The sequence below is a fragment of the Mycolicibacterium psychrotolerans genome (assembly GCF_010729305.1).
GTDB classification, from domain to species: Bacteria; Actinomycetota; Actinomycetes; order Mycobacteriales; family Mycobacteriaceae; genus Mycobacterium; species Mycobacterium psychrotolerans.
Map to the genome: position 1 here is coordinate 4,016,374 of NZ_AP022574.1, position 20,783 is coordinate 4,037,156.

Genomic DNA, 20,783 nt, shown 5'->3' on the forward strand with positions numbered 1-20,783 from the left:
CCGCAAAGCTCACATACGCGAGGCCTGCGGTACACGCCGATCGGCACGCGCGCCGCGCACCGCGTCGACGGTGAACACCAGCAGCGCCACCCAGATGAGGCCGAAGCCCAGCCAGCGCGCGGGGGGCATCGCCTCGTGGCCGACGAGCACTCCCCAGGACAGCTGCATCGCCGGTGTCAGGTAGAACAGCAGTCCCAGGGTCACCATGCGCAGACGCTGAGCGGCCGCGGCGAACAGGAGCAGCGGCAGCGCGGTCAGCACGCCCGCCAGCACCATCAGCACCACGTGCTGTGCCCCGTGATCGGTGAACGTGGCGTGCCCGGTGAGCTGCAGCACCACGACGTAGGCCACCGCGAAGGGCGCCGCCAGGCCGGCTTCCACACCGACGCTGACCCGCGGGTCGGTCGGCACCAGCTTCTTCACCGCGCCGTACAGACCGAACGACAGCGCCAGGCCGAGCCCGATCAGCGGCGGCGACCCCACGTCGACCGTCAACACCACGACCGCCGCGAGGGCGATCACCAGCGCGCCGACCTGCCAGCGGTTCAGCTTCTCCCGAAAGATGACCAGCCCCAGCGCGATCGACACCAACGGGTTGATGAAGTAGCCGAGCGCCGCGTCGACCACGTGACCGTTGTTCACCGCGTACACGTAGATCAGCCAGTTGACCGAGATCAGCGCCGCCGCCGCGGTCAGAAGCAGCCACACCCGGCCGGAGATCTGCCGGAGGTCACCGAACCGGCGCACCGCGGCGACCACAACCACCATCAGCACGAAGCTCCAGATGATGCGGTGTGCCAGCACCTCGACCGCCCCTGCGGGTTTGAGCAGCGGGAAGAAGGCCGGGAAGAGCCCCCACATGGCATAGGCGCCGGCGCCGAAGAGCAGTCCGGTCCTCACAGGCGCTGATCGCGCAGCACGTCCAGCGCGTGCTGCAGATCGGCCGGATACGGGCTGGTGATCTCCACGCGGCGGCCGTCGGCGGGATGGACGAAGGCCAGCGAGCGCGCGTGCAGCCATTGCCGCTGCAGGCCGAGCCGGGCGGCCAGCGTCGGATCGGCGCCGTAGGTCAGATCGCCGCAGCACGGGTGATGCAGCGCAGCGAAGTGCACCCGGATCTGATGGGTCCGGCCGGTCTCGAGGTGGATGTCGAGAAGGCTGGCGGCCTGGTGGGCCTCCAGCGTGTCGTAGTGGGTCACGCTGTTGCGGCCGCCCTCGACGACGGCGAACTTCCAGTCGTGCCCGCGGTGCCTGCCGATCGGGGCGTCGATGGTCCCGCTGGACGGATCTGGATGCCCCTGCACCAGCGCGTGATAGCGCTTCTCCACGGTGCGCTGCTTGAACGCCCGCTTCAGCGCGGTGTACGCCCGCTCCGACAGCGCCACCACCATGACGCCGGACGTGCCGACATCGAGGCGGTGCACGATGCCCTGGCGTTCGTGAATGCCCGACGTGCTGATCCGGAAGCCCGCGGCGGCCAGGCCGCCCAGCACCGTCGGGCCGTGCCAGCCGACCGTGGCGTGCGCGGCGACACCGGGCGGTTTGTCGACCGCGACGATGTCATCGTCGGAGTAGAGGATCCCCATCCCCTCGATCTCCTCGGGCGTGTTCTCCACGGGCGGGGGCGCCTCGGGCAGCCGCACCTCGAGCCACGCACCCGCCATCAGCTTGTCGGACTTGCCTGCCGGGGCACCGTCGAGTTCGACACCGCCCTCCTCGGCCAGGGCCGCCGCCGCGGTGCGGGACAGCCCCAGCAGCCGGGCCAGGCCCGCATCGACACGCATGCCGGCCAGGCCCTCGGGCACGGGCATCGACCGTGTCGTCATCGGGTGTCGCCGCCGTCGGGCCGGCGCCTCCCCGTGGTATCGAAGTCGTAGCCGAACAGCGACAACACCACCAGCAGGATCGCCCCGCCGACGACGGACGGGTCGGCCACGTTGAACACCGGCCACCACCCGACCGAGAGGAAGTCGACGACATGGCCGCGCAGTGGCCCCGGCGACCGGAAGAAGCGGTCGACCAGGTTGCCCATCGCGCCGCCCAGGATCATCCCGAGGCCGAGCGCCCACCACGGCGAGACCAGCCGCCGGCCCATCCAGATGATGCCGATCACGACGCCCGTGGCCACCAGCGTCAGCACCCACGTGTAGCCGGTGGCCATCGAGAACGCGGCCCCGGAGTTGCGCACCAGCGTCCAGGTGACGGTGTCGCCGATGATCGACACCGGCTGGCCGGGGGTCAGCAGCTTGACCGCGAGCACCTTGGTGACGATGTCGGCCAGGAGCACCACACCCGCCACGGTGAGCAGGAGGCGAAGCCGCCGTCGCGGTGCCCCGCCGGCTGCCGGTTCCACGGCAGGCTCGCCGGTCGCCGGTTCGGCGGGGCTCGAAGAATCGTCAGTCACGCCGCCCATCATCCCAGGCGCGGTCATGCACAATTCCAGCCATGGGCCGCCTCGTCGTCGTCGCCACCGGCGGCACCATCTCCACCAGTGCCGACGCCGAGGGCGTCAAACGCCCCACCCGGTCGGGAGCCGACCTCACCGAGGGCCTCGACGTCGAGGTGATCGAGGCGATGCGCCTGGATAGTTCGCAGATGACCCCGGCGGACTGGGATGTCATCGGCGCCGCGGTGCGGCGGGCGGCGGAACTCGGCGACGTCGACGGCATCGTCGTCACGCACGGCACCGACACCATGGAGGAGACGGCGCTCTGGCTGGAGCTCACCTACGACGGCGCGGTGCCGGTCGTGCTGACCGGAGCCCAGCGCAGCGCCGACGACCCCGACCCTGACGGCCCCGCCAACCTGCGGCAGGCGCTGGCGGTGGCGGCCGACGCGGACTCGCGCAGCGCCGGTGTGGTGGTCGCGTTCGCCGGGGAGGTGTTCGAGGCGCTGGGGCTGGCCAAGGTCAGCACCACCGGTCTGCAGAGTTTCGCGGGCCGCCCGCTCGGACCGGAGCGTCCGCGGCCCTATCTGGGCCGCCTCAGCGCCGCCGAGGCGCCGCGGGTCGACATCGTCGCGGCCTACCCCGGCGCGGACACCGCCGCGCTGGACGCCTGCGTGGCCGCCGGCGCGCGCGGCATCGTGCTCGAAGGGCTCGGTGCGGGCAACGCGGGCGCCGCTCTGATCGACGGTGTCGCGCTGCACTGCGCGGACGGCGTCGCGGTGGCGGTATCGACGCGGGTCCCCGGCGGCCGGGTCAGCCCCGGATACGGGCCCGGACGAGATCTGATGGCGGCCGGTGCGGTCGTGGCGCCGACGCTGCGGCCGCCGCAGGCGCGGGTGCTGCTGACCGCCGCGCTGGCCGCCGGCTCATCGGCCGGGGACGTCTTCGGCCGCTGGGGCTGACGGCTCGCGGCCCATCGCCTCGACATAGTCCGGCCAGTCCAGGCTGTCCACCGGATTGGCCCGGCTCAGCGCGGGGTCGTCGACGGCGAACGTGCGCGCCGTGCCGGGGCCTGATGCCCGCGTCTCGAAACGGACGGTCATCACCCCGTGGCCGGCGCCCTGCACCCAGCCGTGCCCGTGCGCCGCGTGGTGGACGTCGTCGCCGACCCGCCACGCCGGCGCGGCGGCCGCGACGTCGGACAGGGTGGCAGGCACGCCCGCGTCGGAGGTCTCCTCCATGGCCAGCTCCGGATCGGCGAACAGCGGCTCCTGACGGACCTCGGTCAACCCCGAAAAGCCCACGCCGACAAGGCGCACCGGTCCGATGTCGACCGGGTCGAGCAGCAGCCGGCGGGCGGTGCCGATCAGCGTCGCGGCCTCGGTGGTGGCATATGGCAGCGTCGCCGAGCGGGTGAGGGTGCTCATGTCGGAGCGCTTGAGCTTGACGGTGATGGTGCGCGCCCCCCGGCCGTCCTTCTCCAGCCGCCGGTGCGCATGATCGCCGATTGGCCCGATCGCCTCGCGCAACTGGGCCAGCGTGATCAGGTCCTCGGCGAACGTCGATTCGGCGCTGATCTGCTTGGCCGGTGCGTTCTCCGCGACCGGCCGGTCGTCGACGCCCCGCGCGAGGCGGTGCAGCGCCGGTCCGACCGTCGCGCCGAGAACATCGGCCACCTCGCGTTCGGTGAGCGCGGCCAGTGCGCCGATCGTCTCGATGCCCAGCCGGTGCAGCCTGTCCTCGGCCACCGGCCCGATCCCCCACAACCGGCGGACGGGCAGGCCCGCGAGCAATGTCGACTCCTCGTCCCGCGGTACGACCCGCACGCCGTCCGGTTTGGCCAGGCCCGAGGCGATCTTGGCGATCTGCTTGCCCGAACCCGCTCCCACCGAGGCCACCAAGCCAGTCACCGCGCGGACGTCGGCCCGCAACTGCTGACAGAACGCCGCCGCCTCGACCGCGCTGACACCCGCCAGCTCCGGCGGCTCCCCGAACGCCTCGTCATAGGAAAGCTGTTCCAGCACCGGCACTTTCGCCCGCACCGTGTCGAACACCCGACGGCTGGCCAGCCCGTAGACCACGCCGCGCGGCGGCAGCACGACAGCGCCTGCGCCCACCAGGCGGCGGGCCTGATGCATCGGCATCGCCGAGCGCGCGCCGAACACGCGCGCCTCGTAGCTCGCCCCGGCCACCACGCCGCGCCCGCCGAGGCCGCCGACGAGCACCGGCCGGCCGCGCAGCGTCGGCCGCGTCAACTGCTCGACCGACGCGAAGAACGCGTCCATGTCCAGGTGCAGGACCCATCGCGCGCCCACACCGCGACTGTAGGCGGGCTAGCGTGGCGGACGTGCACGACGTACCGATCCGCGACGAGACGATCCGGCTGGGCCAGTTCCTCAAGCTGGCGAACCTCATCGACAGCGGCGCCGACGCCAAGGGGGTGATCGCCGACGGTCAGGTCCTGGTCAACGACGAGGTCGAGACGCGGCGCGGCCGCCAGCTGCGCAGCGGCGACGTGGTCGCCTTCAGCGGGCAGAGCGCGCGCGTCGGCTGACCGCTTTACGCCGCGAACGTGCGCCCACGGTCGCGGTAACGGCCTCGACGCGACCGTGAGTGCACGTTCGGCGCGCAGAGCGCCCGCGTCAGACCTTGGCGATGCTGACGCGGACGCCGTCGCCGATCTCGGTGCCGTCGGCGGGCTCGCCGAACGAGAAGTCGGTCGCGAGGATCTCGCCCGCGATCAGCTCCGCGTGGCTTCGTGCCCACGGCTCCTTGTCGGCGGGCACGGCCAGCACGACCGCGATCCGGTCGGAGACGTCCAGGCCCGTCGCCTTGCGCAGGTCCTGCAGCTCCCGGATCCGGTCCTTGGCCCAGCCCTCGGCCTCGAGCTCCTCGGTGAGCGTGCCGTCGAGCACCACAAGACCCGCGCCGTCGGGCAGCGCCGCGGTCCACTCCGGGTCGGCGGCCACCAGACGGGAGGTGAACTCCTCGGGCAGCAGCACCGCCGGGCCGGCCGTCAGCGTGCCGTCCGCGTTGAGCACGCCCTCCCCTGCCTTCACCGCCTTGATCGCGGCCTGGACATCCTTGCCAATCCGGGGCCCGGCGGCCCGGGCGTTGACGGCCAGCTCGAACCGGCCGTGCGCGGCGATGTCATCGGTGAGCTCGACGGCCTTGACGTTGAGTTCGTCGGCGATCAGGTCGCGGTAGGGCGCCAGACGCTGCGGATCATCAACCGCCACAGTCAGTTTCAGCAGCGGGAGGCGCACCCGCAGCTTCTTGGCCTTGCGCAGCGACGAGCCCACCGACGCGACCTCGCGCACCAGGTCCATGTCGGCCACCAAGCGCGGGTCGGCGGGCAGCGAGTCCGCGTCCGGCCAGTCCGTGAGGTGTACCGAGCGCTCGCCGGTGAGGTCCCGCCAGATCCGCTCGGTCGTCAGCGGCAGCAGCGGTGCGGCCAGCCGGCTCGTCACCTCCAGCACGGTGTGCAGCGTGTCGATCGCGTCGCGGTCCTCCTCCCAGAAGCGCGACCGCGACCGTCGCACATACCAGTTCGTCAGCGCCTCGGTGAACTGCCGCAGCTGGTCGCAGGCCACCGAGATGTCGCACACATCCAGGGATTCGGTCAGCTCGTCGCGCAGCGCGGCGAGCTTGGCCAGGATGTAGCGGTCGAGCACGTGGGTGGAGTCGGTGCGCCAGGTGCCCTTCTGCGGTGCGTAGAGCGCCAGGAACGAGTACGCGTTCCACAGCGGGAGCAGCACCTGCCGGGCGCCCTCGCGGATCCCCTGCTCGGTCACCACGAGGTTGCCGCCGCGCAGGATCGGCGAGGCCATCAGGAACCAGCGCATGGCGTCGGACCCGTCGCGGTCGAACACCTCGGTGACGTCGGGATAGTTGCGCAGCGACTTGCTCATCTTCTGGCCGTCGTTGCCCAGCACGATGCCGTGGCTGACGCACGTCCGGAAGGCCGGGCGGTCGAACAGGGCCGTCGCCAGGACGTGCAGCGTGTAAAACCAGCCGCGGGTCTGGCCGATGTACTCGACGATGAAGTCGCCGGGGAAGTGCGACTCGAACCAGTCCTGGTTCTCGAAGGGATAGTGCACCTGCCCGTAGGGCATCGAGCCCGAGTCGAACCAGACGTCGAACACGTCCTCGATGCGCCGCATCGTCGAGCGCCCGGTCGGGTCGTCGGGGTTGGGCCGGGTCAGCTCGTCGATGTAGGGCCGATGCAGATTGTCCGGACGCACCCCGAAGTCGCGTTCGAGCTCGTCGAGGCTGCCGTAGACGTCGATGCGCGGATACGCGGGGTCATCGGACTTCCACACCGGAATCGGGCTGCCCCAGTACCGGTTCCGCGAGATCGACCAGTCGCGGGCGCCGGACAGCCACTTGCCGAACTGCCCGTCCTTGACGTGTTCGGGATACCAGGTGATCTGCTGGTTCAGCTCGACCATGCGGTCGCGGATCTGGCTGACCTTGATGAACCACGATGACACCGCCCGGTAGATCAACGGGTTGCGGCAGCGCCAGCAGTGCGGATAGGAGTGCTCGTAGCTGTCGTGGCGCAGCAGCACCGCGCCATTGACACCTGCGGATCCGGTGCCGTTCTTGAGATCGCGGATGATCTGCGGGTTCGCGTCGAACACGTGCTGCCCCGCGTAGTCGGGCACCGTCGCGTCGAAGCGGCCCCTGGCGTCGACGGGAGTGACCGCCTCGATCCCGCCGGCCGCGGCGGTCGCCATGTCGTCCTCGCCGTAGGCCGGCGACATGTGCACAAGCCCGGTGCCGTCCTCGGTGCTGACGAAATCGCCGGGCAGCACACGAAACGCGTTGGGCGAGTCCATGAAGTACGGGAACGGGGGCGCGTAGGTGACCTCGAAAAGTTCCCGGCCGGTGTAGGTGGCCAGCACGGCGGGCTCGTCGCCGAGTTCGCGGGCGTAGGCGCCCAGCCGCGCCTCGGCAAGGATGTAGCGCCCACCGTCGCTCTCGACCACCACGTAGCTGACGTCCGGATTCACGGCGACCGCCTGGTTGGACGGCAACGTCCACGGCGTCGTCGTCCAGATGAGCAGATAGGCGCCGACGAGGTCGGTGAGCGGTCCCCCCACGATGCGGTACCCGACGGTCAGCGCCGGATCCTGGCGGCTCTGGTAGACGTCGTCGTCCATCCGCAGCTCGTGACTGGACAGCGGGGTCTCGTCGTTCCAGCAGTACGGCAGCACCCGATAGCCCTCGTAGGCCAGGCCCTTGTCCCACAACCGCTTGAACGCCCACAGCACCGACTCCATGAAGCCGATGTCGAGGGTCTTGTAGTCGTTGTCGAAGTCCACCCAGCGGGCCTGGCGAGTGACGTAGCTGCGCCACTCCCCGGTGTACTTGAGCACCGACGCGCGGCAGGCGTCGTTGAACTTCTCGATGCCGAGTTCCTCGATCTGCGCCTTGCCGGTGATCGCGAGCTGGCGCTGCACCTCGAGTTCGGCGGGCAGGCCGTGGGTGTCCCAGCCGAATCGGCGGTCGACCTTGTACCCGCGCATGGTGCGGTAGCGCGGCACGATGTCCTTGACGTAACCGGTGAGCAAGTGCCCGTAGTGCGGCAGGCCGTTGGCGAACGGCGGGCCGTCGTAGAAGACGTACTCGGGGGCGCCGTCACGGTGCGCGATGCTCGCGCGGAACGTGTCGTCGCGGTCCCAGTAGTCGAGGACCTCGAGCTCGAGGCTCGGGAAGTCGGGCGATCCACTCGCCGGCTTGGGGTAGGCGCTCACGGCGTCTGTTCTCCTGTGCCAGGTTCCAGGCACGGGGACGACGCCGCGCTTCGCGCGAGCACCGCGGTACCACCCCGCTTGCGTACCTGCGGTACGCCGCTCATTCGCAGGCTGTGACGGGCCCGCCCGTTCGGGTCTAGTGAGCACGCGGTGCGTGCCGTTCTTCCGAAGGCTCCCCGGTGATGGCCGGATCAGTGCCAGTGGCCCACAGTCTAGCGGCCCAGGGAACCTACAGCGGAGCGCCGGCGTCCGAGGTGATCTCGATCAGCGCGAGGGGGAACTGCTCGGCCATCTCCTCGACCGAGTAGCCGTCCAGCCGCGCCGCGTCGTACCACCACTCCACGCGCAGAAGACCGTCGATCCGCTGCACCCGGAGCTCGAGCGCCTTGGTTCCTTCGGCGTCCGCGGTCGGGCCCAGCGTCAGCGCGATCTCCGCGGAGACGCCGGTGTGGCCCGATGCGGCGGCCAGCGCGTTGTGGGCGCCCTGCAGCATCTCGCTGGGCCCCATCGGCCAGGAGGCTGCGCACAGCAGCGAGACCGGCCGGGCCTGCCACTGCTGCTCTGTGCGGACGTCCACGGTGACCGCGCCGTCGCCCCGGGTCCGGCCGAACGTGCGCCCGAGCGCCGCCAGCAGGATCTCCTCGGGCTGCACGCCGAGCCATTCGGCGGCGCCGTCGATCTCCTCGGTCAATTCGCTCGATGGAGCGGTGGCCCATTTCTCCAACCGCACCGCCGAAGACGGCGACACGGCGCGATCGAACACGTCCAGCGCTATCGGCGCGGAATTGACGAAAGTGTGCTTGACCTCGTCAGGCAGGTAGGGAGCGACCATGCAGCTAACCGTACAGGGGTTGTCCCAGATTTGGGAGACTGCTCCCAAAACTGTGACGGCCGTGTCAATTAAGAATGTGTTATCCGTTTGCCGGCAGGGGCTGACCAGAACCGGCGCACGGTTTACAGTGGTCACGTGCCCAGGACGGACGAGAACGGCAGACAGCTCAAGGCCCTGCTCGACTACCTCCTCGACGGAGAGATCGATGCCAAAGACATCTACGACGCCCTCGGCACATCCAGCAGCACCTATTACCGGCGCATCAAGGAGCCGGACTACCCCAACGCCGAGGAACTGCGGCGGGTGGCGGACCGGTTCGATCTGAGTTATCCGGATCTGCAGATCCAGTTCGGCCTGATGACCCGTCAGGAAGTCTTCAGTTACGTCGAATCCGCGCGCGCGGCGGTGGCGACCAGGCAGAAGGCGGCGCAGGCGCCCGTCCGACGCATCCCGCGGTTGTCCGAGCTGACGCCGCGGCTGGACGCTCCGCCGCTCTAAGGTCGGTCCGATCATGGCCCTGGCAACACTCATCGCCATCACGCTCCTGTGCATCGCGTGGAGCCTCTGGATCCGGCGTGTCACCTGGTCGTGCCGCTGGGAGGTGGCCGCCACCCTCAACATCGCGCTGCAGGGCATCGCGGTCCTGCTGATGTCGCCGTGGGCGTCGGAGACCGTCGGCCACTGGCTGTACGGCCTCACCGGGAAGTGGAACCTCGAGGACTACCTCGGCCACGACGCATACATCGTGGCCGCGTCGGCCATCGTCTACAACACCCTGGGCCGGCTCGAGGCCGATCACGCGATGCATCAGCGGTTCAAGCAGTTCGTCGAGCGCCCCGCCACACTGTGCATCCCACTGCTGCTCGCCGCGTTCTGGCTCGGTAACGGGGCCACGGTGTACCGCCGGGACTTCTTCGAGGTGCCGACCGACTTCTGGCTGAACATGTACTGGCTGCTGCTGTGCGGCATGTTGATCTACCTGCTCGCCTACGGGTCGCGGGCCCTGCTGATCCTGCGCAGCGACCCGCGGTCCCGGCGCATCGCCAACACCTACCTGCTGGCCTCGGCGATGGGCGTCATGGCGTGCGTCGTGCGCATCGTCACGGCCTTCGTGCCGGACCTGCAGACCGTCGCAGGAAGCATCCTGGTGTGGATCTTCGCGTGTGCCTGCGGCGCCGGGTTCGCGCTGACGTCGGCGCACTCGTGGCGGATCAGGACGAAGTGGTTCACCCGGGCCCGGACCTGACGACAGTGCCGTGGTCGGCCGACGTCGACCAGGGCTCCTACGCCGGACACCCCGGCATGCTGTATCGGCACGGCCCCGGCACGTTCGCCGAGCTGATCGCCGGGACGCGCCGCTGGACGGACCGCGACTTCCTGGTGCACGGCGAGCGCCGCATCTCCTACGCGCAGTTCCGCGCCGCCCTGCCCCGGGCGGTCGAGCAGCTGGCCGCCCGCGGCATCCGCACCGGCGACCGCGTCATGGTGTTCGGTTACAACAGCCCGGAATGGGTTCTCGCCCTGTGGTCGCTGTGGCTGACCGGGGCCGTGCCCGTCCTGGGCAACCGGTGGTGGTCTCGGACCGAGGTGGCCCACGCCACCACCCTGCTGGACCTGCGTCACATCCTAACCGACACCGCCGTGGACGGCCCCACCTCCATCAGTGAGCTGGCCGAGCTGGCGGAAGCGTTCACCTGCGCGGGAGCCGACGGGGATCTCTTGTCGGCCGAACGCGGACTCGACGACGTGGCGCTGGTGCTGTTCACCTCGGGAAGCTCCGGGATGCCCAAAGCCGTGCAGCTGTCCCGTCGCTCGGTGATCGCCAACCAGCAGAACATCTTCGCGCGCAGCGGGCGGCAGCCGCACCGGCTGACGCCGGACTCCCCCGCCGTGGTCAGCCTCGCGAGCACGCCGATGTTCCACATCGGTGGATGCTCGGCGCTGCTGACGCATTTCCTCACCGGCGGCCGGATCGTGTTGACGCAGGGCCGGTTCGACGCCGGAACGGTGATGGCGTCGATCGAGACCGAACGGGTCGCGGTGTGGGGGGCGGTGCCCACGATGGCCGTGCGCGTGCTCGAACATCCCGACTTCGGCTCCTACGACCTGACCAGCCTGCGGTCCTGGCCGCTGGGTGGTGCGCCGGTCAGCCCGCACCTGCTGCAGCGGATCCGGGCCGCGCTGCCGAACCTGGCCACCCGCGGGCTGAGCAACACCTGGGGCATGACCGAGGCCGGCGGCTTCCTGACGGTCGCCGACGGGCGCGACCTGCTCGAGCGACCCGGAACCGTCGGCAGGCCCTACCCGGTGGTCGAGGTGCTGATCGACCGGCCCGACGCCGAGGGCGTTGGCGAGGTGCTGGCCCGTTCCCCCACCGTGATGCTCGGCTACGCCGGCCCCGACGACGGCACCGTCGGCGCCGAGGGCTGGCTGCACAGCGGCGACCTGGGCCACCTCGACGACGACGGCTACCTCTACATCGACGGGCGCAGCAAGGACATGGTCATCCGCGGCGGCGAGAACATCGCGTGCCCCCAGGTCGAAGCCGCGCTGATGTCACACCCGGCGGTCGTCGAGGCCGCGGTCTTCGGCATCCCGCACGCCGACCTCGGCGAGGAACTGGCCGCGGTCGTCGTCCACCGCGACACAACCGAGGCGCCCGCCGTCGACGCGTTGCGCTCGCACCTGTCGGACGCGGTGGCATCCTTCGCCATCCCGACCGCATGGCGCCTCACCGCGACGCCGCTGCCGACGCTCGCCGGTGAGAAGGTCGACAAGAAGACGCTCGCAGCGGATTTCGGCAAATCGTGACTGCATTGTCAAATTTGACGTTCAACCCGCGCGGCCATCTATCCAGTCAGCGAAATAGGCGTTAGCATGGCCATGGCGCGGGACGGGGAATGGTTGCTTCCGCTTCGGCGCCGGGCGACAGAGTGGACCGCAACCGCAGTGTTCAGCAAACAGCACTGACCCGAGTCGCCGCTCCCCTTCCGAAGACGCGTGCTAGACCGCCTGCGCGGTGACGTCGATGAAAGGTGCGCCGAATTCCGGCACCCGTCGGTAGCCGTTTTTGCGGGCCAGCGCGGCCCCGCGGCGGATCAGCGCGGCGGTGGTGACGAAGCCGGCCTGGTCGCTGACCACGAACGGGGTCAACAACCGGTTGTGCACGAAGCTGAACGCCAACCCCCGGTCAGGATCGGCCCACCCCAGCGACCCGCCGAGACCCACGTGGCCGAAGCCGGGCAGTACCCCGGGCAGCGGCAGCCCGTGGTAACCGAGGTGGAACGACAGCGGCATGATCATGCTGTGGTCGAGTCGCAGGCTGCGTCGGCCGACCAGCGCGGCCGCCGTCCGGCTCGACAGGAACTGGGTGTCGCCGATGCGTCCGCCGTTGGCGATCGCGCCGTACATCCGGGCCAGCGCCCGCGCGGTGGCCACCCCGTTCGCGGCCGGGATCTCGCTGTCGAGCATGGGCGTGTCACCCTGCACGAACGCCTTCACCCCGGGGAAGTACATCGCGCCGAACGCCGCGGAGAACGGCAGCGCGGCCAGATGCGGCGCCACCAGATTGAACACCGGATTCTGCAGCCGGGTCTGCGGACCGATGATGCGGGCCGGCTGTGTCGGCGCCTGCCCCGGGGGGCGGCCCAGATGCAGACCGTCGGTGTTCAGCGGCGCGGCGATCTCGCTGCGCATCAACTCCCGCATCCCGGTTCCGGTCACGGAGCGGGCCAGCCCGGACAGCAGCCAGCCGAACGTGAACGCGTGGTAGGCGGGGCGTCCCACCAGCCAGCTCGCCGGGGCGGCGGCGAGCCGCTCCTCCATGCCGAAGTGGTCCATCAGGTCGGTGCCGGCGACGCCGTTGAGCTGGGACAGCCCGGCCCGGTGCCGCAGCGCGTCACGGACGGTGATCTTCGCCTTGCCGTTGACGCCGAATTCTCGCCAGTACTCGGCGACCGGTGCGTCGTAGTCGATCAGGCCGCGGTCAGCCAGCCGGTGGATGACGGTCGCGGCCACGCCCTTGGTGGCCGAGAACACCATCGGCGCGGTGTCGGCGGTCCAGTGCCGTCTACCCCGGCGGTCCGACCAGCCGGTCCAGACGTCGACGACGGGCTCGCCGTCCAGGTACACCGCCAGGGCGCCACCGCCGAACCGGCGGTGCGGGAACATCTGCTTGAAGGCCCGCACGGCCCACGCGAAGGCGGGGTCGGCAGCTCCCTGGACCCCGGGTGGGAGCGCCTCATTGCGCTCCGGATCGTTGTTGACGCCCGTCACAATGACGTGAATGTACCCCGCCGCGCGGCAAACAATCGGGCAGTTACCAATTCGTTAATCTATGGATTTGCCCGAGTGCTCGACGGCGTCGAGGATCTCCTGTGCGGCAAGCGCCGGCGTCAGTTCCCCGTCCCGGACGCGGCGTTCCACATCGGCACGGACCGCGCGCACCCCGGCACTGGACAGCACCCGGTCGAGCACCGTGTCGCGGACCATCGACCACATCCAATCCACCTGCTGGGTGCGTCGGCGTGCCTCGAACTCCCCGGCCTCGGTGAGCACCCGGCGATGCTCGAGCACGACGTCCCACAGCTCGTGCAGGCCGGTGCCCTCCAGTGCGCTCATGGTCAGAACCGGAGGGCGCCAGAGCGTTTCGCGAGGGTAGAGCAAACGGATGGCGCCAGCGAGTTCGCGGGCGGCGGCCTTGGCCTCGACCGCGTGCTCGCCGTCGGCCTTGTTCACCACGACGACGTCGGCGAGTTCGAGTACGCCCTTTTTGATGCCCTGCAGCGAGTCGCCCGTGCGGGCCAGGGTCAGGAACACGAACGTGTCGACCATGTTGGCGACCGTCACCTCGGACTGCCCCACCCCGACCGTCTCGACGAGGATGACGTCGTAGCCCGCCGCCTCGAGCAGCACGATGGTCTCGCGGGTGGCCTTCGCGACGCCGCCGAGCGTGCCCGAGGTCGGCGACGGCCGGATGTAGGCGTCGGGGTGCACCGCGAGCCGGGCCATCCGGGTCTTGTCACCGAGGATCGACCCGCCGGTGCGCGTGGAGGACGGGTCCACGGCCAGCACCGCGACGCGGTGCCCCTGGTCGATCAGGGACATCCCGAGCGCCTCGATGGTGGTCGACTTCCCGACGCCGGGGACACCGGTGATGCCGACGTGGACCGCCCGGCCCGCGTCGGGCATCAGCTCCAGCAGCAGCTCCTGAGCCTGCTGCCGGTGATCGGCACGGGTCGACTCGACCAGCGTGATCGCCCGCGCCAGCGCGGAGCGGTCACCGCCGCGCAGTGCGGACGCAAGCTCGACCGGACGGCTCATCTAGTCGAGGTCGTAGCCGAGGCGCTCGCCGAGCTTGTGCAGCAGCCCGATCGCGGCGTCGGCGATCACCGTGCCCGGCGGGAAGATCGCCGTCGCGCCCGCGGCGTAGAGCTCGTCGAAGTCGCCGGGCGGGATGACCCCGCCGACCACGATCATGATGTCGGGCCGCCCGACCTCGGCCAGCGCGTCGCGCAAGGCGGGCACCAGGGTCAGGTGCCCGGCCGCGAGCGAGGACACCCCGACCACGTGGACGTCGTTGTCGGCGGCCTGGCGCGCCACCTCGTCGGGTGTGGAGAACAGGGAACCGACGTCGACGTCGAACCCGATGTCGGCGAAGGCGGTTGCGATCACCTTCTGGCCGCGATCGTGGCCGTCCTGACCCATCTTCGCGACGAGGATGCGGGGCCGTCGACCATCCGCCTCGGCGAACTTGGCGACGAGTTCGGTTGCGGTACTGACGTTGCCGGCCATCCCCACCTCGTCTCGATACACCCCGGCGATGGTCCGGATCTCGGCCTGATGGCGGCCGTACACCTTCTCCAGTGCGTCACTGATCTCCCCGACGGTGGCCTTCGCCCGAGCCGCGTCGACGGCCAGCGCCAGCAGGTTGTTGCCCAGACCGTCTTCACCGGCGATGCCGGAAGCTGCTGCGGCGCGGGACAATTCGGTCAGCGCCGCCTGGGTGGCGGCCTCATCCCGCTCACTGCGCAGCCGCTCGAGCTTGGCGATCTGCTCGGCGCGCACCCTGCTGTTCTCGACCTTGAGCACCTCGATCTCGTGGTCCTCGTCGACCTGGTAGCGGTTCACGCCGATCACCGTCTGGGTCCCGGAGTCGATGCGGGCCTGGGTGCGCGCGGCGGCCTCCTCGATCCGCAGCTTGGGGATGCCCTCGCCGATCGCCTGCGCCATGCCGCCATGCTCGGCGACCTCCCTGATGTGCCCACGCGCCTTCTGCGCCAGCTGGTGGGTCAGCCACTCGACGTAGTAGGAACCGCCCCACGGGTCGATGGGCCGGGTGGTGCCCGACTCCTGGGCCAGCAGCAACTGGGTGTTGCGCGCGATGCGGGCCGAGAAGTCGGTGGGCAGCGCCAGCGCCTCGTCGAGCGCGTTGGTGTGCAGCGACTGCGTGTGCCCCTGGGTGGCGGCCATCGCCTCGACGCAGGTGCGGGCCACGTTGTTGAAGGCGTCCTGCGCGGTCAGCGACCAGCCCGAGGTCTGCGAATGAGTGCGCAATGACCTGGATTTCGGGCTTTGGGGTGCGAACTCCGCGACGAGCTCGCTCCACAGCAGCCGGCCGGCCCGCAGCTTGGCGACCTCCATGAAGAAGTTCATCCCGATACCCCAGAAGAACGACAGCCGCGGCGCGAACTTGTCGATGTCCAACCCGGCGTCGAGGCCCGCCTTGATGTATTCGACGCCGTCGGCCAGCGTGTAGGCCAACTCGAGATCGGCGGTCGCGCCGGCCTCCTGAATGTGGTACCCGGAGATCGAGATGCTGTTGAACTTCGGCATCTTGACGCTGGTGTAGCCGAAGATGTCGGAGATGATGCGCATCGAGGGCTTCGGCGGATAGATGTAGGTGTTGCGGACCATGAACTCTTTGAGGATGTCGTTCTGGATGGTCCCGGCCAGCTTCTCCGGCGGCACCCCTTGCTCCTCGGCGGCGACCACGTACAGCGCCAGGATCGGCAGCACCGCGCCGTTCATCGTCATCGACACCGACACCGACGACAGGTCGATGCCGTCGAAGAGCTGGCGCATGTCGAGGATCGAGTCGATTGCCACCCCGGCCATACCGACGTCGCCCGCCACGCGCGGGTGATCGGAGTCGTAACCGCGGTGGGTCGCCAGATCGAAGGCGACCGACAGCCCCTTCTGCCCGGCCGCGAGGTTGCGGCGGTAGAACGCATTGGACTCTGCCGCGGTGGAGAAGCCGGCGTACTGCCGGATGGTCCAGGGCTGGTTGACGTACATCGTGGGATACGGCCCGCGCACGAACGGCGGCAGCCCCGGCAGGCTGCCCAGTGGATAACCGGCGGCGGCGATCTCGTCCCGGTCGGCGGCGATGTAGACGGGTTTGACGTCGATGCCCTCGGGCGTGGCCCAGTCCAGCTGATCGGTGGCGTAGCCGTGCGCGGAGGCCGCCGCGGCCACCTGCTCACCGACCTGCTCGCGCGTCGGCGCGGCGGCGGTGCCGCCGTCGTGCAGCGGCACGTCGGCGAAGCTGCCGAGCGACGTGTGGGCCGGCTCGGTGGTCGGAGCCGGCTCGCCGGCGACATCGTGCAGAGTCATGTCATGCCCCCAATCGGGTCAGCAGATCCGACAGCACGGACACCGCGTCGATCTTCGCGGTCACGTAGCCGTCGGGCTTCGGATCAGCCTCGGCGACCGCCTTTTCCGGCCCGGCAAGGAGGATGTGTCGCACCCCGGCCGCCCGGGCTGCGGTGACGACGTCGGCCACCTCCCCGCCGTAGCGGGCGTCCGTACCGCAGATGACGGCGACCTCCGCGCCGCCGGCCGCCGACACCGCGGCGTCGACCCCGGCGGCGTCGAGCGGTCCGGGGTTGACGGTCTCGATACCGCCGGAGGCGAGCAGGTTCGTCGCGAACGTCGCGCGGATGTTGTGCTCGGCCAACGGGCCCAGCGGCAGCAGCAGCGCGGCGGGCCTGGCGCCGGTCTTCTCCAGGTGGGCGTCCGAGCGGTTGCGCAACGCTTCGAAGTCCGCCGCGTAGCGACGCACGGTCGGCAGCGGATCGCCCTGCGGGAGCGGGATTTCGGCGAGGTCGGGGAACTCGTTGACGCCGGTGATTGCGGTACGCCGGTGCGCGATGTCCACGGCGCGGCGCCCGGCCACCTCGGCGATGCGGTCGCGTACGTGCTCGCGGGCGGCCTGGAAACCGCCGGCGGCCTCGATCTCCTGGAAGTTCGTCCACGCGGCGTCGGCCAGCCGGGAGGTGAGATCCTCGACGAACCAGGATCCGCCCGCTGGGTCGAGAACCCGGCCCAGGTGGGACTCCTCGAGCAGCAGCAGCTGCGTGTTGCGGGCGATCCGCCGCGCGAAACTGCGTGCGGTGCCGGGGAATCCGCCGTCGATGGCGACGTCGAACGGGTGCACGAGCACGGTGTCCGCGCCGCCCACCCCCGCTGCGAAGGCGGCCACCGTGGTGCGCAGCATGTTCACCCACGGATCGCGCTGGGCCATCATCGGCAGCGAGGTGGCCGCGTGCAGGGTCGCCGCACCAGCCTCGGGGGCGCCGGCCACCTCGGCGACCCGGGCCCAGAGTCGGCGTGCCGCACGCAGTTTCGCGATCGTCATGAACTGGTCGTCGTCGGCGGCGAACCGGAAGCTGATCTGCCGCAGCGCCGCGGTGGTGGACAGGCCCGCCTCGAGCAATGCGCGCAGGTAGTCCACCCCGGCAGCGATCGCGGCACCGAGCTCCCATGAGGCGTTCGCACCCAGGTCGTGCAGCGCCGGCCCATCGACGGTGACGGTCCGGACGTGCCCGTCGAAGCCGGCCGCCTTCTCGGCGATCGCGGTCACGTCGGCGAGCGCGGGCGCCGGCCGCCCGGTCAGCGGGGCGGTCAGCGGGTCGCCGCCCAGATCCACCGACAGCCGGGAGCGCTGGTCGTCGTCGAGGCCGTCGAGCAGCGCCAGCAACGCCTCGGCGGCCGCGCGGTACACCTGCCCGTCGCCGGCCACCTCCACCACGATCGGCACCAGATCGAGATACACCCCGTCGAGCACGGGACCCATGGCGTCCGGCGCGATCGCGCCGTCACCGATGCGCAATGCCAGCGCGCTGACCCCTTCGGTCAGGCTCAGCAGCACCGCCCCGTTGACCTCGGCCACGGTGGCGTCACCGGCGGGGAACGCCTCGGCGACCTTCCAGCCCGACTTGACGTCGCGAAGCGCGTCGCCGCCGCGCACGAACGGCCAGCTCCCGGGCAACGCCTGCTCGGGAATCTCGTCGGCGCCGGTGTACAGCGGCCGGATCGGGAAGCCCTCGTAGGTGTCGGAGTCCAGCAACCGCTCGGGCTCGGCACCCAGCTCGGCCGGCTCGCGCCGGCTCGACTTGGCCAGCACGGTTGCCACCGCAGAGCGCCATTGGTCCACATCGGTGGGTGTCTGCACAGCCATCAGGCTAAATGATGTCCGTCACGTCGGTGTCGCGAGGTGATCTGGCCGTGCCCGTACTGTGGGGAGTCGTGAAACCCGTCGTCAGCGCGTTGCGCGCCGTGCCGGCCACGGTGCTCGCGACCCTGCGGACGGTGCCTCCCGCCCGGTTGGCGGCCATGCTGATCACGATTGTGATTCTCGTCGCAGTCGCACTTGCGGTGCCCCTGCCCACTGCGGTGCAGCTGCGCGACTGGGCGACGTCCGTCGGACCCTGGTTCCCGCTGGCGTTCCTGGCCGCGCACGTCGTCGTCACCGTGTTCCCTTTCCCGCGAACGGCATTCACGCTGGCGGCCGGGCTGCTGTTCGGCCCGTACCTCGGCATCCCGATCGCGGTGGTGGCGAGCACGCTGAGCGCGGTCCTCGCGGTTCTGCTCGTCCGTGCGGCGGGCTGGCAGCTCAGCAGGCTGGTCAGCCATCCGAAGGTGGACGCGCTCGACACCCGGCTGCGCGAGCGCGGCTGGGTCGCCGTGATGGCGATGCGCATGATCCCCGCCGTGCCGTTCTCGGTCCTCAACTACGCCGCGGGCGCATCGGCGGTGCGGCTGCTGCCCTACACACTGGCCACGGTCGCGGGCCTGCTGCCCGGCACCGCCGCCGTCGTCATCCTCGGCGACGCGCTGACCGGAAACGTCAGCCCGCTGCTGTTCGTGGTGTCGCTGTGCACCGCCGCGCTCGGGGTGGCCGGCCTCATCTACGAGGTGCGGACGCATCGGCGCACGGCGGACCGTGCACCGTCATCGCCCCGAACAGCGCCAGCAGCGACGACGCCGCCGCCAGCCCCGGACTCCAATCCTTCGCCCTGATGTGCGCCGAGACGGCGAGCGTGAAGTACACCGTCAGCATGAAGGTGGTCAGCCGGGCGAGTGCCGGGAACCGGTAGACCCCCAGCAGCCCCACCGCCGAGGCTCCTTTGACCACCGGCAACACCGGACGCAGTTCTTCGGCGAGGCCGACGTCGTCGAGTGCCTTGCGGACCGGCGCGATGGGTCCGATGCACGCCAGCGCATCACCGGCCTGCATCGCGGCGAGCACCGCGTAGGTGCGCCGGGAGCCGAGCAGGCCTGCCGCGCTCATCGTCTACTCCGCGGCGCCGTGCCGCGGCGCCGCCGCCGGCGGTTGCGTGTAGTCGGTCGCAGGGGGCTGCGCCTGCTGGGACAGTGGCGGGTATTGCGGCGGTGCGTCCAGCGAGCCGGCCACCGGGGTGCGCGCCTCGGCGACCGCCTGCGCGACGGCCTGCGCGATCTCCGGATCGGTCTGGGTGTTGAACCACTCGGCCACCTCGGCGGAGTCGTCCTCCGGTGCGGGCAGGTCCTCCTCCACCGGGGAGGGGGTGTATCGGAAGACGCCGTCGGAGCCGGGTGCGCCGAGCATCTTGGTGAAGCCCTCCAGCGCGGAGCCGAAATCGCTTGGCACCAGCCACACCTTGTTGGCCTCGCCCTTGGCCATCTGCGGCAGCGTCTGCAGGTACTGGTACGCCAGCATCTCGGGAGTGGGGCGGCCCCGCTTGATCGCGGCGAACGTCTTCTCGATGGCCTTGGCCTGGCCCTGCGCCTGCAGGTACTGCGCGGCGCGTTCACCCTGGGCGCGCAGCATCCGGGACTGCCGGTCGGCCTCGGCGGCGAGGATCGCGGCCTGCTTGGCCCCCTCGGCCGCGAGGATCTGCGCCTGCTTCTGGCCTTCGGCCTGCTTGATCGACGCCTCCCGGTTGCCTTCCGCGGTGAGGATCATCGCCCGCTTCTCGCGGTCGGCGCGCATCTGCTTCTCCATCGAGTCCTGGATGGACGGCGGCGGATCGATGCTGCGCAGCTCCACCCGCGCCACCCGCAGACCCCATCGGCCGGTGGCCTCGTCGAGCACCCCGCGCAGCTGCCCGTTGATCGAGTCCCGCGAGGTCAGGGTCTGCTCGAGCGTCATGCCGCCCACGACGTTGCGCAGCGTCGTGGTGGTCAGCTGTTCGACACCGACGATGTAGTTGCTGATCTGGTACACGGCGGCCTGCGGGTTGGTGACCTGGAAGTACACCACCGTGTCGATGTTGACCGTCAGGTTGTCCTCGGTGATCACCGGCTGGGGCGGGAACGACACCACCCGTTCTCGCAGATCCACCCGCGCGCGGATCTTGTCCACGAACGGCAACAGCAGCGTCAGCTGACCCGACACCGTCTTGCTGTAGCGGCCGAGCCGCTCGATCACCGCGGCCTCCGCCTGCGGGATCAGCGCCACCGACTTCGCGACGATGATGATGGCGAACACCACCAGCACTCCGAGCAGGACCAGGCCTGCCACCGCACCTTCCACCGGGGACTC

The 20,783-nt window shown here is 70.4% G+C and carries 18 protein-coding genes; 6 read left to right on the plus strand and 12 right to left on the minus strand.

Annotation, left to right across the window (positions count from 1 at the left end):
• Nucleotides 1–9: 9 nt before the first annotated feature.
• The 3 genes from rarD to lspA are packed head-to-tail and all read right to left on the minus strand — an operon-like array spanning nt 10 to nt 2,404.
• On the minus strand, nt 10–900 hold the full coding sequence (gene rarD, locus G6N45_RS19530) for an EamA family transporter RarD (RefSeq protein ID WP_163723795.1): 891 nt from the start codon (nt 898–900) through the stop codon (nt 10–12).
• Nucleotides 897–1,826 carry an RluA family pseudouridine synthase gene (locus G6N45_RS19535; RefSeq protein ID WP_163723797.1) on the minus strand — a complete coding sequence of 310 codons (930 nt, stop codon included), beginning with the start codon at nt 1,824–1,826 and terminating at the stop codon, nt 897–899. Before G6N45_RS19535 ends, rarD begins: the two co-directional genes overlap by 4 nt.
• Nucleotides 1,823–2,404 (minus strand): signal peptidase II, encoded by a 582-nt coding sequence (gene lspA / locus G6N45_RS19540; RefSeq protein WP_163723799.1) that lies wholly within the window; start codon nt 2,402–2,404, stop codon nt 1,823–1,825. Before lspA ends, G6N45_RS19535 begins: the two co-directional genes overlap by 4 nt.
• A 41-nt stretch (nt 2,405–2,445) precedes the next feature.
• Here lspA and G6N45_RS19545 point away from each other — a divergent pair, with 41 nt between their 5' ends.
• A complete protein-coding gene (locus tag G6N45_RS19545) occupies nt 2,446–3,348 on the plus strand; it encodes an asparaginase (RefSeq protein ID WP_163723802.1) in 903 nt (300 codons plus the stop codon).
• Here the strand turns inward: G6N45_RS19545 and G6N45_RS19550 are convergent.
• Nucleotides 3,313–4,701 (minus strand): DNA polymerase IV, encoded by a 1,389-nt coding sequence (locus tag G6N45_RS19550; protein ID WP_163723804.1) that lies wholly within the window; start codon nt 4,699–4,701, stop codon nt 3,313–3,315. The genes G6N45_RS19545 and G6N45_RS19550 overlap by 36 nt on opposite strands.
• Nucleotides 4,702–4,724: 23 nt before the next feature.
• Here G6N45_RS19550 and G6N45_RS19555 point away from each other — a divergent pair, with 23 nt between their 5' ends.
• The gene (locus tag G6N45_RS19555; RefSeq protein ID WP_057146401.1) at nt 4,725–4,940 is read left to right on the plus strand and encodes an RNA-binding S4 domain-containing protein; all 216 of its coding nucleotides are present in this window, start codon (nt 4,725–4,727) and stop codon (nt 4,938–4,940) included.
• Nucleotides 4,941–5,028: 88 nt separating this feature from the next.
• On the opposite strand, the gene ileS is transcribed toward G6N45_RS19555, so the two are convergent.
• Both ileS and G6N45_RS19565 read right to left on the minus strand, forming a co-directional pair.
• Nucleotides 5,029–8,145, minus strand: a complete 3,117-nt coding sequence (gene ileS / locus G6N45_RS19560; RefSeq protein ID WP_163723806.1) for an isoleucine--tRNA ligase — start codon at nt 8,143–8,145, stop codon at nt 5,029–5,031.
• 229 nt (nt 8,146–8,374) lie between these two features.
• Nucleotides 8,375–8,977: a hypothetical protein gene (locus tag G6N45_RS19565; protein ID WP_163723808.1), complete on the minus strand. Its 603-nt coding sequence runs from the start codon at nt 8,975–8,977 to the stop codon at nt 8,375–8,377.
• 135 nt (nt 8,978–9,112) lie between these two features.
• On the opposite strand from G6N45_RS19565, the gene G6N45_RS19570 reads away from it, so the two are divergent.
• Genes G6N45_RS19570 through G6N45_RS19580 form a run of 3 tightly spaced genes read left to right on the plus strand, consistent with a single transcriptional unit; the run spans nt 9,113 to nt 11,788 of the window.
• On the plus strand, nt 9,113–9,475 hold the full coding sequence (locus G6N45_RS19570; protein ID WP_163723810.1) for an XRE family transcriptional regulator: 363 nt from the start codon (nt 9,113–9,115) through the stop codon (nt 9,473–9,475).
• 13 nt (nt 9,476–9,488) lie between these two features.
• Entirely contained in the window at nt 9,489–10,223 is a 735-nt protein-coding gene (locus tag G6N45_RS19575; RefSeq protein ID WP_057146405.1) for a hypothetical protein, read from the plus strand.
• Nucleotides 10,127–11,788 carry a class I adenylate-forming enzyme family protein gene (locus G6N45_RS19580; RefSeq protein WP_246228732.1) on the plus strand — a complete coding sequence of 554 codons (1,662 nt, stop codon included), beginning with the start codon at nt 10,127–10,129 and terminating at the stop codon, nt 11,786–11,788. Before G6N45_RS19575 ends, G6N45_RS19580 begins: the two co-directional genes overlap by 97 nt.
• A 192-nt stretch (nt 11,789–11,980) precedes the next feature.
• Here the strand turns inward: G6N45_RS19580 and lipL are convergent, their stop codons facing one another.
• The 4 genes from lipL to mutA are packed head-to-tail and all read right to left on the minus strand — an operon-like array spanning nt 11,981 to nt 18,437.
• Entirely contained in the window at nt 11,981–13,252 is a 1,272-nt protein-coding gene (gene lipL / locus G6N45_RS19585) for an esterase/beta-lactamase LipL (protein ID WP_163723812.1), read from the minus strand.
• Between the two features lie 54 nt (nt 13,253–13,306).
• Nucleotides 13,307–14,299, minus strand: a complete 993-nt coding sequence (gene meaB / locus G6N45_RS19590; RefSeq protein WP_163723814.1) for a methylmalonyl Co-A mutase-associated GTPase MeaB — start codon at nt 14,297–14,299, stop codon at nt 13,307–13,309.
• Nucleotides 14,300–16,591, minus strand: a complete 2,292-nt coding sequence (gene scpA, locus G6N45_RS19595; RefSeq protein ID WP_163723816.1) for a methylmalonyl-CoA mutase — start codon at nt 16,589–16,591, stop codon at nt 14,300–14,302.
• 1 nt (nt 16,592) lies between these two features.
• Nucleotides 16,593–18,437 carry a methylmalonyl-CoA mutase small subunit gene (gene mutA, locus G6N45_RS19600; RefSeq protein ID WP_163723818.1) on the minus strand — a complete coding sequence of 615 codons (1,845 nt, stop codon included), beginning with the start codon at nt 18,435–18,437 and terminating at the stop codon, nt 16,593–16,595.
• A gap of 68 nt (nt 18,438–18,505) precedes the next feature.
• On the opposite strand from mutA, the gene G6N45_RS19605 reads away from it, so the two are divergent.
• Nucleotides 18,506–19,279 carry a TVP38/TMEM64 family protein gene (locus tag G6N45_RS19605; protein WP_163723820.1) on the plus strand — a complete coding sequence of 258 codons (774 nt, stop codon included), beginning with the start codon at nt 18,506–18,508 and terminating at the stop codon, nt 19,277–19,279.
• Here G6N45_RS19605 and G6N45_RS19610 read toward each other — a convergent pair.
• Together G6N45_RS19610 and G6N45_RS19615 are read right to left on the minus strand one after the other, a co-directional pair.
• Entirely contained in the window at nt 19,164–19,550 is a 387-nt protein-coding gene (locus G6N45_RS19610) for a DoxX family protein (RefSeq protein WP_163723823.1), read from the minus strand. The genes G6N45_RS19605 and G6N45_RS19610 overlap by 116 nt on opposite strands.
• A gap of 3 nt (nt 19,551–19,553) precedes the next feature.
• A complete protein-coding gene (locus G6N45_RS19615) occupies nt 19,554–20,774 on the minus strand; it encodes an SPFH domain-containing protein (RefSeq protein ID WP_163723825.1) in 1,221 nt (406 codons plus the stop codon).
• Nucleotides 20,775–20,783 lie beyond the last annotated feature (9 nt).